Source organism: Shimia sp. NS0008-38b (assembly GCF_040370365.1).
Lineage (GTDB): Bacteria > Pseudomonadota > Alphaproteobacteria > Rhodobacterales > Rhodobacteraceae > Shimia.
Genome location: NZ_BAABWQ010000002.1, coordinates 194990 through 209719, shown reverse-complemented (window position 1 = coordinate 209719; position 14730 = coordinate 194990). Strand labels below are relative to the sequence as shown.

At 55.3% G+C, this 14730-nt stretch carries 11 protein-coding genes; 6 read left to right on the top strand and 5 right to left on the bottom strand.

The features are described 5' to 3' along the window. Window positions 1-4: 4 nt before the first annotated feature. Window positions 5-1879: an ABC transporter ATP-binding protein gene (locus ABWV47_RS07025; RefSeq protein ID WP_353310086.1), complete on the bottom strand. Its 1875-nt coding sequence runs from the start codon at window positions 1877-1879 to the stop codon at window positions 5-7. A gap of 174 nt (window positions 1880-2053) precedes the next feature. Between ABWV47_RS07025 and ABWV47_RS07020 the strand changes: the two genes are divergently transcribed. After that, on the top strand, window positions 2054-3250 hold the full coding sequence (locus ABWV47_RS07020) for a pyridoxal-phosphate-dependent aminotransferase family protein (RefSeq protein ID WP_353310083.1): 1197 nt from the start codon (window positions 2054-2056) through the stop codon (window positions 3248-3250). Here ABWV47_RS07020 and ABWV47_RS07015 read toward each other — a convergent pair. Both ABWV47_RS07015 and ABWV47_RS07010 read right to left on the bottom strand, forming a co-directional pair. Further along, window positions 3247-3432 (bottom strand): histidinol phosphate aminotransferase, encoded by a 186-nt coding sequence (locus tag ABWV47_RS07015; RefSeq protein WP_353310080.1) that lies wholly within the window; start codon window positions 3430-3432, stop codon window positions 3247-3249. The two genes, ABWV47_RS07020 and ABWV47_RS07015, sit on opposite strands and share 4 nt — an antisense overlap. 96 nt (window positions 3433-3528) lie before the next feature. Further along, window positions 3529-4632: a pyridoxal phosphate-dependent aminotransferase gene (locus ABWV47_RS07010; protein ID WP_353310077.1), complete on the bottom strand. Its 1104-nt coding sequence runs from the start codon at window positions 4630-4632 to the stop codon at window positions 3529-3531. 121 nt (window positions 4633-4753) lie between these two features. Between ABWV47_RS07010 and ABWV47_RS07005 the strand changes: the two genes are divergently transcribed. From ABWV47_RS07005 to ABWV47_RS06985, 5 genes are all read left to right on the top strand, one after another. Next, window positions 4754-5545, top strand: a complete 792-nt coding sequence (locus ABWV47_RS07005) for a crotonase/enoyl-CoA hydratase family protein (protein ID WP_353310075.1) — start codon at window positions 4754-4756, stop codon at window positions 5543-5545. Window positions 5546-5720: 175 nt separating this feature from the next. After that, window positions 5721-6305 carry an alginate O-acetyltransferase AlgF gene (locus ABWV47_RS07000; RefSeq protein WP_353310073.1) on the top strand — a complete coding sequence of 195 codons (585 nt, stop codon included), beginning with the start codon at window positions 5721-5723 and terminating at the stop codon, window positions 6303-6305. 4 nt (window positions 6306-6309) lie between these two features. Beyond that, window positions 6310-7686, top strand: a complete 1377-nt coding sequence (locus ABWV47_RS06995) for an MBOAT family O-acyltransferase (protein WP_353310071.1) — start codon at window positions 6310-6312, stop codon at window positions 7684-7686. Window positions 7687-7697: 11 nt separating this feature from the next. Beyond that, the gene (locus tag ABWV47_RS06990) at window positions 7698-8711 is read left to right on the top strand and encodes an alginate O-acetyltransferase AlgX-related protein (protein ID WP_353310069.1); all 1014 of its coding nucleotides are present in this window, start codon (window positions 7698-7700) and stop codon (window positions 8709-8711) included. After that, the gene (locus ABWV47_RS06985) at window positions 8708-10012 is read left to right on the top strand and encodes an alginate O-acetyltransferase AlgX-related protein (RefSeq protein WP_353310066.1); all 1305 of its coding nucleotides are present in this window, start codon (window positions 8708-8710) and stop codon (window positions 10010-10012) included. Before ABWV47_RS06990 ends, ABWV47_RS06985 begins: the two co-directional genes overlap by 4 nt. Window positions 10013-10120: 108 nt before the next feature. On the opposite strand, the gene ABWV47_RS06980 is transcribed toward ABWV47_RS06985, so the two are convergent. Together ABWV47_RS06980 and ABWV47_RS06975 are read right to left on the bottom strand one after the other, a co-directional pair. Next, window positions 10121-11005 carry an NAD-dependent epimerase/dehydratase family protein gene (locus tag ABWV47_RS06980; RefSeq protein ID WP_353310064.1) on the bottom strand — a complete coding sequence of 295 codons (885 nt, stop codon included), beginning with the start codon at window positions 11003-11005 and terminating at the stop codon, window positions 10121-10123. 298 nt (window positions 11006-11303) lie between these two features. Then, window positions 11304-14408, bottom strand: coding sequence for a valine--tRNA ligase (locus ABWV47_RS06975; RefSeq protein ID WP_353310062.1), 3105 nt, complete (start codon window positions 14406-14408; stop codon window positions 11304-11306). Window positions 14409-14730: the final 322 nt, after the last annotated feature.

Here is a 14730-nt window from a genome sequence, read left to right as displayed (position 1 = left end):
CTTGTTATTGCCGCACGCCCAATCGCCCCAATAGTCGTGTGATCAATGATTTTGGTGCTGAAGTTGGCTCTGCTGCCAAATTGGCAACAGGACGAAGCGCGCGCGCTTCTGCGGTTTCGCCCTTGGTGTTGAACTGTAGTTGATACAGCTCAGCATATATGCCGCCGCGCGCAAGAAGGTCATCGTGGGTGCCTTGGTCCACCACTTTGCCTTTGTCCATTACCACAATCTTGTCTGCTTCTCGAACGGTCGACAAGCGGTGCGCAATCACCAATGTGGTCCGTCCCGAAGACAACTCATCTAAAGCGGCCTGCACCACAGTTTCAGAGCGGGTATCAAGCGCCGAGGTTGCTTCGTCTAGCAACAAGATTGGCGTGTCGCGCAGGAGTGCGCGAGCGATCACGACCCGTTGGCGTTGCCCCCCTGACAGGTTTGTGCCGCGAGGTCCAACTTCGGTATCGAGACCATTGGCCAGCTTTGGCAGAAAGTCTGCGACATGCGCGGCCTTCAAAATTTCGTTCAGTTGTTTGTCAGTGACATTCTCTTTGTCCAAAACAATGTTTTCGCGGACTGTGTCATCAAACAACATGGCCTCTTGCGACACGACTGAGAACAAAGCGCGTAAGTCGTGCAAGCTCAATGAGTCTGTCTTCGCGCCGCCGACCACACTGCTACCCGACTGCGGATCCACAAGTCGTGTAAGCACATTGAATATAGTCGATTTGCCAGCCCCAGACGCGCCCACGATGGCCGTGGTCTTACCTGCTTCGGCCACGAAGCTCGCCCCATCGAGCACTTTGACGTCACCATATGACAAATGCACGTTGTCAAAAATAATCTGGGGCACGCCTTTGGGCGCAGGCTTGGGTGACGTGGGCGATTGGATGGTGGGTTCCGCTTCGACCAACTCTTTTAGACGCTCAATCGCAGCTGCGGCCACTTGCCATCGGCCCGAGAGACCGGCGAGTCGCCGCAGTGGCTCAAACATCATACCCAAGGCTGTGAAGAAGCTCATGAATTGGCCAACAGTTTTTTCGCCGGCAACAATTTCGCCACCGCCGTATAGAAGCACACAGAAGAAACCAATCCCGGCAGTGATGTCGACCATAGCCGCAATGGATGAGCTGCCCGCAGTGGCACGTACCTCTGCCCGCACAAGCCTGCTGGTCCAGTTGCGAAACTTGGTGGCCTGGTACTTCTCGAGTAGATTGAGTTTTGTAGGCACGATCCCGTGGAAAATTTCATCCAGCAATGTTGCTATCTTTGCACCTAAATCTCGCGCTTCTCGTGCGCGGCGGCGCACAAATCGTTGGGCCACAACAGACGGCAGGATCAGCAAAGGTGTTCCAATGCAGGCCACAACAGTCCAACGCCAATCAACGTTTATTGCGACGGCAAGCAATGCGATCAGAGAAATGAAGTCCCGGCCTGCTCCGGTGATGAAGCTTTGCCAGACACCGTTGATCGCTTGAACGTCCGACTGGGTGCGCTGAATTAGGTAGCCCGGTGGATGAGTTTGGTGGAAGGCGTTGTCTTGAAACATCAATCGTCCAAGAAGATCCATTCGCAAGTCAGCGGATGCGCGCTGCGAAGCGGTCGTCATCATGACCTTGTGGCCGATGCTGGTGACAGCGCGCAGAAAGAAAATACCAGCGAAAATGAGCCCGACAGCCCAAAGAGCGCTTTGATTGCCTGGCGCGAACGCCTGATCAAACATAGGCTCCATCATCCAAGCAACCAGCCCCAGTGTGGACCCTTCGATTGCCATCAGAACACTAGAGGCAATCAACAGCCACTTGTGTCGGTGCAGGTATTTGCGCCACAGCCAGGACAACAGATACCCGCTGTCTTCGGTCGCTTTTCCGTCAGGTTCGTTCACGGTTTGCACCTTTGTGGGCTGTGAGTGTGTGTTTTGACCTTTACCGTGTGGGCGCAGGCAAAACCAGTGCGAATGCAATCGCATTCGTTTGCGATCCGCTGGGTAATGTCGCAAGCGATTGACCTCGGGAAAACCCGCGATAGGGTGCCCAGAGACACAAAGCGGAGTCGCGTCATGGATCTCACTCAGGGACACACTTATCTTGCAATTCCTGGCCCTTCGGTGATGCCAGAAGCCGTATTGCGTGCAATGCACCGGAGCGCTCCAAATATTTATGAAGGTGAGCTAATTGACCTCACTTACGGCGTGGTGCGCGATCTCAAAACCGTCGCCCGGACGGCTCACAACGTGGCAATTTACATTGGCAATGGTCACGCGGCCTGGGAAGCTGCCTTGGCCAATGTGATTGAACCTGGAGACACGGTGCTTGTGCCTACGACTGGCAGTTTCGGGCACGGTTGGGGGGAAATGGCCGCGGGTCTGGGTGCAGAGTGTGAGGTGTTGGATTTTGGCCGACGCACCTCAATTGACCCGGTGTGCGTTGCAGATGCATTGGCGGGGGACAGTGCGCACAAGATCAAGGCTGTTTTGGCGGTGCATGTTGACACTTCTACGTCTGCGCGCAGCGATATTGCGGCTTTGCGCAAAGCGATGGATGCCACGGGCCATCCGGCGCTTTTGATGGTGGATTGCATTGCTTCGTTTGGATGTGATCGCTTTGAAATGGATGCCTGGGGCGTGGATGTTATGGTCGCCGCCTGCCAAAAAGGGCTGATGGTGCCTCCGGGTGTGTCCTTCGTGTACTTCAATGACAAAGCGGCTAAGCGGCGTTCGGAAATTGCACGAGTGAGCCGCTATTGGGATTGGACCCCGCGTGCCAACCCTGAAGTATATTATCAGCTGTTCTGTGGTACCGCGCCGACCCATCATCTTTATGGATTGCGTGCGGCACTCGATTTGATCCTAGAGGAAGGATTGGATCATGTTTGGAGCCGTCACGAGGTTCTGGCGCAGGCCATCTGGGCGGCCTGTGACGCCTGGTCGGTAGTGGGCCCTTTGGAACTTAACATCCAAGAAATATCAGGGCGCAGCCATGCGGTTACATCGCTGCGGATTGGTCAGGAACACGGGACGCGCTTGCGTCGTTGGTGCCAAGATCAGGCGGGCCTTACGTTGGGGATTGGCCTAGGCATGGCCACGGAAGAGGATCCCAAAAGTGATGGATTCTTTCGGTTCGGTCACATGGGGCATGTAAACGCACAAATGATTATGGGATTGTTGGCGACCGTTCAGGCAGGGATGATCGCTATGGATATCCCGCATGGCCCCGGTGCGGTGGAGGCGGCTGCGAAAGTTGTCGCGCGGGCTTAGTCCGCGCCACCTGTACGGTGGGTGCAACGATCAATTCCCGCATTTAGAACCACGGACAATACCATCACCGAAGGTAGGCCCCAGAGCACGTAGATCAGGACAAAAACCCAGAGCAAGTTCACGAAGGCCATTATCAAACAGGCCGTGGTGTAGTCTTGAACAGGTTGTACAGGGCGGGACATGACAAGGCTCTCCTGACGCAAAGGGTAGCCTTGATTCCTGTCATGGAACTTAAAAGATTCCGTGAACGATGTGTGAGCACCGTTGCCAGTATGGGATCAGGTGAGGTTTGCCATGACTTGTCCCAAAGCTGCGTCGAGTAAATCAAGTATGTTGTCCGGCGCGCAGCTGACCCGAATACAGCGGTTTTGAGGTGCGACAAACGGCATGCGGACAAAGACGCCGCGCGCAACCAAGCCATCGAGCACGGACTTGGCAAAGGTGCCATCTCGTCCACAATCAATCGCCACAAAATTGGTCGCTGAGGGCAGCGCCTTGAAACCGTGTTTGGTGGCGATCTCACCGATGCGTGCTCGGGCCCGCTCAACGTTCTTGCGGGTCGTCATCAACCATTCTTGATCAGTAAGCGCCGCCAGGGCGCCGGCTTGTGCCGCACGGTTCATGCCAAAATGGTTGCGGATCTTCTCAAAGGCGCGAATGGCGTTTTCCGCGCCCATGGCGTAGCCGACGCGCGCTCCAGCCATACCATAGCCTTTTGAAAAAGTGCGCATGCGGATGACGCGCGGATCATTGATGTCGATGGCCGGAGCCGTGTCAGCGGGGCTAAGTTCTATGTAGGCCTCGTCAAGCAGCAAAACGCAGCCGTCTGGAATAGCATTGAGATGGGCCTCGATGTCCTTGCCGCGATACCAGCTGCCCATCGGGTTGTCTGGATTGGCGAAATACACAAGTTTGGCGTCGACTTCTGCGGCTTTGACAAGCAACTCAGCGAGATCTTCGCGATCGTCGCGATAGGGAACCTTGTGCAGCTCGCCACCGAACCCGGTGACGTGATAATTGAACGTTGGATAAGCGCCCTCGGAGGTCACCACAGCATCGCCTTGCTCCACAAGAAGGCGTACAAGATAGCCCAAAAGCCCGTCGATGCCTTCGCCAACCACAATGTTGGTAGGTGCAATTTTATGATGCTTTGCCAATGCCTCGCGCAGGTCGTGGCTTTCTGGGTCCCCGTACATCCAGATGTCTTTGGCGGCATTTTGCATCGCGACAATGGCATTGGGGGAGGGGCCGAAGATGTTTTCATTCGCGCCAATTCTGGCCGCAAAGGCATGCCCCATCGAGCGCTCTTGCGCCTCTGGGCCAACAAAAGGAACGGAGGCGGGCAGGCTGTCAGCCAATTTGGTATAACGAGGTCCAGTCATGCGCGAAATGTGACGTAAGGAACGTCTAGGGGCAAGGCCAAATGCCCTAACGTCAGGGTGGATTTCCAATAGGTCTGCGCTGAGTGTAGGCTTAGGCAAACACATCGACTAGGAGGCTTCCATGGCCCGCGTTTCTGTTGAGATCAAAAACCATATAGCCCATGTGACGCTGACGCGGAGCGACAAGATGAACGCGTTGGATCCGGATATGATGGCAGCGATTGTTGACGCTGGCGAAAGCCTGCGGGACAATGATGACGTGCGCGCAGTGGTGTTGTCTGGCGCGGGCAAATCGTTTTGTGCGGGGTTAGATGTTATGTCATTTGCGTCGATGGCAAGCAAAGATCCCAAAGAGATGTTGATGCCGCGAACACACGGAAATGCAAATTTGTTTCAACAGGTTGCCTTAGTGTGGCGCAAGCTCCCTATGCCGGTCATTTGTGCCCTTCAAGGGGTAGCGTATGGTGGGGGCTTGCAGATTGCGCTGGGCGCGGATGTGCGATTTGCAGCGCCCGGAACCAAGATGTCCGTGATGGAGATGAAATGGGGCATTGTGCCTGACATGGGCGGCATGGCGCTGTTGCCGCAATTGACACGGTCAGATGTGATCCGCAAGCTGACTTATACTGCTGAGCCGTTTTTGTCTGAGCAGGCTCTTGCGTGGGGATTGGTCACTGACGTTGTGGATGATCCGCTGAAGGCGGCGGTGACATTGGCTGAAGAGATCGTGGATAGGAGCCCCTCAGCCATCAGGGCTGCAAAGGCACTGATTGATTTTGCAGAGACACATACAGATGATGTGGACGCAGTTTTGCTGGAAGAAAGCCGTGTGCAGGCGAGCTTGATTGGCAAACCACATCAGATGGAAGTGATCGCAGCAAACTTGCAGAAACGGCGACCAAATTTTAGCTGAGGTAAGCGCGGGCGGTTGGCCTGATTGACGACGCGTTGACAATACCGCTGCCACCTGCACCGTGCCTTTCTCGCTCATGGTAGGGCGCAATAGCCTTCTGACACATCAACATATCCTTTCGATGGCCCGAGAGCAGACAGTGCATCGGTATACCTGCTGTTGAAGGAGGTGTCCGATGGATCGATTTTTAATTGCACCAATAGTTGCTCTTGTACCTATGTGTCTCGCTCAGGCTGGGGTGGCCGCTGACAACGAGCTGTATGACACCCCTCCGCCTGATGACGCTGCGTTCATTCGGTGGATAGAGGACGATGTTGCGCCCGAGATACTCGGTGTGCGGTCGCTGGGCAAAGAAGGCGATGTGTTTCACCCAGTCTCTGCCGCCCTGTCAGATGGCGCACGGGCAGGTGCTTATTATACTGCTGCTGTGGACGCCTCTGGCCATGTCGTGCTGATTGAGGAGCCTGCGCGGTCGGACAAATCAAAGGTATTGGTGACACTTGTAAACCTCTCTGACGCGTCTGTCCGCTTGGTTCTCACAGAGCAAAATGTCGATGTCATTGGCACCACTGAAAAGAACCAATCTGGGGGACGCGCCGTCAATCCAGCCGCCGCAACGCTGTCTGTTGTTGCCGGACAGGGCGATGTGCTGGGCACATTTGATGTCCAATTGCGCAGAGGTCAAAATGTCACTTTCGTAGCGCGTCCTGAACAGGTTGAACTCATCGAAAACCGTTTCGGTTCAAATCTCGAAGGTTGATGGGATGATCTTTTCGACACCGATCTTTGTCTTCGGCTTCCTGCCAGCGTTCCTTGCGGCCTACTACACGTTGCCTAAATCCGCGCGAAACTGGTTGATCCTTTTGGCCTCGACTTTGTTCTTTGCATGGTGGCGCGCCGATGCGCTGATCGTGCTCTATGCCATCGCCGGAGGCAGTTACCTTGCTGGTCGTGTCGCTGACAAAACTGCCAACGAACGAACAAAAACCTGGGCTGTGCGCCTGGGAGTGACCTTTAACCTTTTGGTCTTAGGCTGGTTCAAATACACCACGTTCCTGCTCGGCAATCTCAACACCGCATTGGGTGGTGACGCGTTGACAGTCCCGGAAATCATCTTGCCGATTGGATTGTCATTTCTCACCTTCCAATCCATCAGCTACATCATCGACGTGGCGCGCGGCGATGCGCCTGCCGCGAAGCGGCTTTCAGATTTTCTCGCCTTTTCGTCGCTTTTTCCTCAGCTGATTGCGGGCCCAGTTCTCAGATACAAAGATTTGGCGCATCAGTTCGAACAACGCCCCCACTCACTCATGTTGTTCACACGCGGTCTGCGCCGATTCATTCAGGGATTGGCCATGAAACTTCTCGTGGCAGACAGCGTTGCGCCTTTGGCGGACCGTGTGTTTGACCTACCTGACCCCACAATGGCAGAGGCGTGGCTTGGCGCGATGGCCTATTCGGTGCAGCTGCTTTTTGATTTTGCGGGATACTCGGCGATGGCGATAGGTCTCGGCTTGATGATCGGATTTCGCTTCCCTGAGAATTTCAACACGCCTTATGTCAGCCAATCTATCACTGAGTTTTGGCGACGCTGGCATATTAGTCTTTCAAGCTGGTTGCGCGACTACCTCTACGTTCCGCTTGGTGGCAATCGCGGCGGCAAGGTCAAGACCTACCGAAACTTGCTTTTGACAATGCTGCTGGGGGGAATCTGGCACGGTGCGAACTGGACATTTGTCGTCTGGGGCATTTGGCATGGCGGGTTGATGGCAGTGGAGCGCGCGCTTGGCGCCAAGGGTCGAGATACCGTCTGGCCAAAGGCGATCGCATGGCCACTGACAATGAGTTTTGTGATCCTCGGCTGGGTTGTTTTTCGCGCCGAAACTTTGTCTCAAGCGCTCGCGATGTATGCAGGCATGTTTGGTTTCAATGGCATGGTCATGCGGCCTGAGATAGTGACGCTCACCGCTCCGACGGAGCTGGTCTTCCTTGTGATTGGAACCGTCATAGCGATCGCGCCGCGGCTGTCACTACCCCAGGTTACGCTGTCTCCTGCCCTGCAATCTGCCGCGCTCTCGGTCTTGTGTTTTGTTGCCTTGCAGGCCCGCACAGCGAGCCCTTTCCTCTATTTTCAATTCTAAGGAGCCTTCTGATGCAAAGCACATTGGATACATTTTGCACACTGACGATCGCTACGGTGATGGCAGGGCTCTCCATAACAGCCTTTTCGCGTATAGACGCTGGCAACCCAACGAAAGGCTGGGCAAGTGGCACGTATCAGAGAGGTTTTGAAAACCGCTTTGAGCAATCCATTCCAGCGCAAGAGGGATCCGTCGCGCTCTGGGCCGCTGCCAAATGGGCGCTATTTGGTGAGACTGCGGCCGGTGCCGTGGCGGGCCGAGAGGGATGGCTGTTTACAGCAGAAGAGTTCACCGAGCCGAGCGAAGCCCGCGATCTGGCAACAGAGTTATCACGCGTTGTTGAGGCTCTTTCTGAGAACGGGACAGCACTTGTGCCCGTCATTGTTCCGGACAAAGCCCGTATGCGGTCTGATCGTCTTCCCCGAGGACGTTCTGAGGGTTTTGACACGCGATATCAGCGTGCGCTTGAGGTTATTGAGGATACAGGTCTTCCTGTGATTGACCTGCGCCCTGCGCTGAGCTTTGAGAAGAGTTTCATGCGCACCGACACCCATTGGAGCCCAGAAGGTGCACGGAGGGCGGCTGAGGCTGTCGCGGAGGTGGTTGAGGGTTTTGAGTTGCCTCACACTGACGTGCAAACCGTCGCCACGGGCTCCGTGGGTTTTGATGGCGACCTTCTATCGTTTGTGGCCACGGGCCCGTTTCGCAGCATTGTTGGTCCCGCGCCGGAGAGCATCGATACCTTTGAGACCATTGTTGAGGCATCTGCAGGGTTGTTTGATGATGCAGCCATCCCGATTGCGCTGGTTGGAACGAGCTACTCCGCCAAACCTGAATTCCACTTTGCGGGTTTTCTCAAACAAGCTGCGCGCGCCGACGTCTTGAATGCGAGCTATGTCGGTCAGGGTCCTTTCGCACCAATGGACACATTCTTGAAAGACCGCGCCACACTCTCAACCCTCCCTTCGCTAGTTGTGTGGGAGATCCCAGAACGATTTTTAACAAGCAGGAGCCTCCTCCCATGAAACTCATTTTTCCTTTGATCGTAACTTTTTTCGCGGCGGCTTCGGCACAGGCAGCGCCATATTGCACGGAGCTCTTAGATAAGTCGGCGTTGCCAAAGAAATATGCAAAATCCGCCCCGATCTACAGCGACACAGCCAGCGGCTGGATGTTCACGCAGGACCAATTGAAAGATCGCTATGATATGAAAACCACGTCGCGCCAGCTGGTGCAGGCAATTGTCGATGAATTTGCGAAGCGCAATGTGCCGCTGGCAATTGTTGTGCCGCCGCCGCGACCCGTCGTAGCGGGGCAAACTAAACTTGATGCGGCGATGGGTGGAACGCACTACGACGTTGCTGCGGCGCAGAACTCCTTTGATCTGTTGATACAAGGTCTATCCGCCACCGGTGCAACAGTGCCCAATCTCTCTGATGTCGCACTGTCGGATCCGGACATTCAAAAGAACTTCTACTTTCAACGGGATACCCATTGGACGACCACCGGCTCGGCTGTCAGCGCGATGATGCTTGCGAGAGCTGTCAATGAGAACTCGCCTGACCTCTTCTCAAAAGATGGCGAGATTGGCTTTCAAGATCTTAGGACATCTGGAACAATCAAAGAAAAGGGCTCGCTCGCGGAAGTGGCACGCAAAACTTGCGGCGCTTCGCTAACACCTGAAACGGCTGAGAGTTATGATCTTTCTCGGGGTGTTGGACTGTTGGAAACATCCACAGAAGGGGCTTCAATTGCACTACTCGGGAGCAGTTTCTCCAATCGCTACAAACGGGATCATTATCGTTTCGCTGACGCTTTGGCCCGGGCTTTTGATGCCGATGTCGAGAATTTTTCGGTGTCTGGCGGTGGTCCAATCGGTGCCATCGAAGCCTATGTGTTGTCAGGCGCCCTTGACCGACGGGAGCATGCATTGGTGGTGTGGGAGTTGCCTTACACCGAGAGCTTCAACTCTCATTCCTTCTTGCGGCAGCTTCTTGGGGCTTTGCAACTTGGCAATGCATCGCGAAAGTCAGTTCAGGAAAATCAAGGAGAGGCTGCCATCACCCTCAAAGCGGAGAGCGGCATAACGATGTCCGGGATCGAGATTGTTTCTGCTGACAATACGAAGCAGAGCTTCAAAGTTGAGGTGAGATTCGACAATGGCTCAACCTCAAAAGTCTTTATTGGACGTCGCAACGCAGTCCCGGCTGACATGCGCTCATCACGGCTCTTAAGTAGTTTTTCGCACTTCGGAAACAGAACGCCAACCGAAGTTGTGGTGTCTTCTGGAAAGGGTGCGCGAATTGTTCATGTCGCCTTGTTCTGAAGCAAGGAACACTTGGTGGGTTCACTTTATGCTGCGATGCACATCAAGCTCATAAACAGGTTGTAAGCCAGCGTTGGACTTTTTGCGCCAACGCTGGCTTCAGGTCTGTTACTCGAAAAGGTCGCGCCACGTTTGTTTGGGGGCAAAGCCAACCATCTGTTTCGCCTTTTTGTTGGCATAGAATGTCTCGTAAGTATCCATGTCACTGCGGACTTCGACACCTTCGTAGAATTGCTCAATCACTTGCGCAGAGGGCATCCCAACCGAAGTGTCATCATTGGCAACATTGAACACTTCGTAGCCCAGCCCGTCGGTCTTCAAGCAGCAATCCACCATATGACCAAGATCACGCGCATCGATGTAGGCAAAGATATTACGGCGACGCAGAGAAGCGTTTTCCAAAAATGCAGGAAACTGATCTGCATATTCGTCGGGTTCAATCACATTGTTAATCCGCAATCCATAGATGTCGATGCCTGAGCGTGCCTGAAAACTGCGCGCCGTCATCTCATTGCAAATCTTAGACATGGCGTAGCTGTCATGTGGCACCGTGGGATGTGTTTCATCCACAGGAACAAAGACGGGCTTCACCTCGCCATCGGCGAAACAGATGGCGTAGGTGGTCTCCGAGCTCGCAAAGATCACCTTGGGAATGCGCAGTTTGATTGCCGCCTCAATCACGTTGTAAGTGCTTTGTGTGTTTTGACGAAAACACTCGCCATCAGGGCCGATCATTACGCGCGGCACGGCCGCGAAATGTACAACTGCGTCGTAAGTCGGCACCCCCGTGCCAGCATCCAGTTCCGCGAAATCTGTGAACTGAGACATAGCTCCGAAAACTTGTCCCGCATCGCACAGATCTACCAAGAGCTCAGAGCATTCCAACCCGGAAGGTACCTTGTCTGCGTTGACCACGTGGTGGCCCTGCGCCATCAAATGTCGGATGGCCCATTTGCCTGCTTTACCGCTTCCGCCTGTGAAGAAAACTCTCATAATATCCCCCTGCTTAGCGTGTTTACGCCTGTTCGCCTTCACGGCAAAGATGATCCAATTGCCAAGCTGTTGCAAGGATTGGACCTTGGTGCCGGCGGGTTTGAAACCGATTCAACGCGGTGTGGCGGATCTGCCTTGGCACCCTAGGTGCTTGGTGTTCGGAAAACGGTGAGGCTTCGCCCTCAAAACCGGTCAACTGACCGTTTGCCTCGGCATTCTTGATATGCAGTTCAATGAGGTTTCAAAAAGGAACGCATCATGCCCGAGAATGGGCATGATGCCGTTGTTTTTAAGCGATTTAGTCGAGCTCGGCGAGCTTGGCCAGTGCCACTCTGATTTTGGCTTCTTCTTCTTCACGTAGAGCTAGGTTTTCGCGTGCCTCAGCAACCACTTCTTCAGGCGCAGAGGCTGCGAATTTGGGGTTTTTCAACCGCCCGCGCAGGCCACCCAGCTCTTTCATCAGCTTACCGAGGTTCTTTTCCTGACGTGCTTTTTCGGCGGCCACGTCGATGATGTCAGCAAGTGGCAGGGCAAAGGAGGCCCCTTGTGCGCCAATCGAGATACAGCCTTTGGGCAGATCTTGCGCTTTGGTAAGGCTTTCGATGCGCGCTTTGTTCATGATCAACTCACCGTTGCGATCCCAATAGCCTTGTGCCGCGTCGTCCATCTCAGTGACCAGCATGGGCACAATGGACCCGGATGGCACGTTCAACTGCGCACGTGCGGAGCGTACGTTGCCGATGACAGCGATCACCCAGTTCATTTCTGCCTCAGCCTCTGCATCAACCAGATCTGCGGCAGCGTATGTGGGCCACTGTGCGTGGGCCAGCATATGCGAGGCGTTGCCCGTTTTCACGCCACGGCCTTCTGTGACGTTCCAAAGCTCTTCGGTGACGAAAGGCATGATGGGGTGCATCAGGATCAAGGCTTGGTCGATGGCCCATGCAAATGTTGCGCGGGTTTCTTCTTTGGCAGTGGCGTCCTCACCTTGGAACACCGGTTTGGTGAACTCCAGATAGCGGTCGCAGAAGGTGTTCCAGAAGGTGGAATAGAGCGCATTGGCCGCATCATTGAAGCGGAAGCTTTCAAAGCCTGCATCCACCTCTTCGCGCAGTTTGGCGATCTCACCAATAATCCAGCGGTTGAGGGGCAGGGCGGCCTTGGGGGGCTCGGCACCGCGCCTGACGCTAAAGGCATCAAGCTGGCTGTCGCCATAGGAACAGGCCTGCCAGATCTTGGTGACAAAGTTGCGATACCCCTCGATGCGTTTCATATCGAGCTTGAGTACGCCACCGAGCGAGGCCATCGCCGCATTAGTAAAGCGCAGGGCATCGGTACCGAACTCGTCGATGATTTCCAGCGGGTCCACGACGTTGCCAGTCGATTTGGACATCTTTTTGCCCTTGGCGTCGCGCACGAGCCCATGCAGGTAGACGGTGTCAAACGGCACCTGATCCACCACGGCGAGCTGCATCATCATCATGCGGGCCACCCAGAAGAACAGGATGTCCTGACCGGTGACCAATGTGGAGGTTGGGAAGTATTTTGTCAGCTCCTTGGTCTGTTCAGGCCAGCCCAGTGTGCCGATGGGCCAGAGGCCGGAGGAGAACCAGGTGTCGAGGACGTCGGGGTCGCGCCATAGACCCAGATCCGTGTTGGTCCATGCTTTAGCAGCGGTCACATCTGAGACTTCTTCAAACGTTAGAGGAGCGGCTTGCGTGTCCGTTCCAAAATTGCTGATGTAATAATTCACGGCTTGGTTTTGAATTTCGCTAAACGAGCTTCCACAGAAAGCTTGGAGGTTATCAAAGTCGAGCTCATAGCGCTTAGCCCGAGAAGGCGGGCGATGCATGTCTTCAACGACTTTGACGCTCGGACCATACCAAACCGGGATCTGATGCCCCCACCACAGCTGGCGGGAGATGCACCAAGGCTCGATGTTTTCCAGCCAGTGGTAATAGGTCTTCTCCCCGCTTTCCGGCAGGATTTTCACGGTGCCGTCGCGCACGGCTTCGAGCGCGGGGCCAACCACTTTGGCTGCGTCCACAAACCACTGATCGGTCAGCATCGGCTCGATCACCACTTTGGAGCGGTCGCCAAACGGCTGCATGATCGGCTTGTTTTCCACATATGGCACGGATTCGGAGACCTCGGAGGTGTTGCCCTCTTCGTCTTTCACCGTCTTGGTCTCTGTGGTCATCACCGCGAGGCCTTCGCTGGTGATTTGCTCCACCACCAATTTGCGCGCCTCAAAGCGGTCCATTCCGCGGATGTCATCGGGCACGAGGTTGACGGCGTCGGCCTCTGCCTCGCTCAGGGTCTTTTCACCTTTTGCCACTGACATCGCGAGCGTGGCGGCCGCGGCATAAGCCTCGCCGTCGGCGCGCATCGCGCCTTTGGTGTCCATCAGGCGGTACATCGGTATGCCGCCACGCTTGGCAACTTGGTAGTCGTTGAAATCATGCGCGCCTGTGATTTTCACCGCACCAGAGCCGAAGTCTTTGTCCGGGTATTCATCGGTGATGATCGGGATCAAGCGGCGGTGCTCTTTGGGACCAACCGGAATTTCACAGAGCTTGCCAACGATGGGCGCGTAACGTTCGTCCGAGGGGTGCACGGCTACCGCGCCGTCGCCCAGCATGGTCTCAGGCCGGGTTGTGGCGATGGAAATGTAGTCGCGTGTTTCTTGAAGGGTGATGTTCCCGTCTTCGTCTTTCTCGACGTATTCATAGGTGGCCCCCCCTGCTAGGGGGTATTTGAAGTGCCACATGTGGCCTGCAACTTCGATGTTTTCCACTTCGAGGTCGGAGATGGCGGTTTCAAAATGCGGGTCCCAGTTCACGAGGCGTTTGCCGCGATAGATGAGTCCTTTGTTGTACATCTCAACAAAGACTTTCAGAACAGCGTCGTGGAAGTTGCCGCCAGCCACATCCGCGGGCGCGCCGGGCGCGCCGGACATAGTGAAAGCCTCACGGTCCCAATCACAGGACGCGCCGAGGCGTTTGAGCTGGTTTACAATGGTGCCGCCGGATTCGGCTTTCCACTCCCAGACCTTTTCAAGGAACTTCTCGCGGCCAAGCTCGGCGCGGGAGGGCTGTTGGGTTTCAGCCAGCTTGCGCTCGACAACCATTTGGGTGGCGATGCCCGCGTGGTCGGTGCCCGGCTGCCAGAGGGTGTCAAAGCCCTGCATGCGTTTCCAACGGATTAGGATGTCCTGCAACGTGTTGTTGAAGGCGTGGCCCATATGCAAGACGCCGGTGACGTTGGGCGGGGGGATCATGATGCAATAGGTGGAGGCACCGGGTTTCGCGTTTGCACCTGCGGTGAAGCAGCCTGCTTTTTCCCATGCATCGTAAAGCCGGCTTTCGGCCTCGGCTGCGTTGAAGGTTTTTTCCATCGCCATCGGTCTGATCCCTTTTGTCGGTCGCGCATGTCTCTAGCGAAAGCGCGGGCAAAGGGGAAGCATGAAGCGTTGGGATTTGGGCGACTTGTGGTGATGCGGCGGATTTGCGTCGCTGATTGTCGGGTCACGTTCTGCCATTGGCAAAGGAGAGGTCCGCTATCGGGCTGCGCTTGCCCGTACGAATGATGGCGAGATCATAGGCTCTGCGATCAAACGCTTCACTTAACAATGGGCCAAGAACGTGTTCGGAAGGGCGCCATGGCTGGGGCCAAAGCTGGTCTGATACCGACGTTCATAGACCGTCATTCGGTCGTCTACGTCG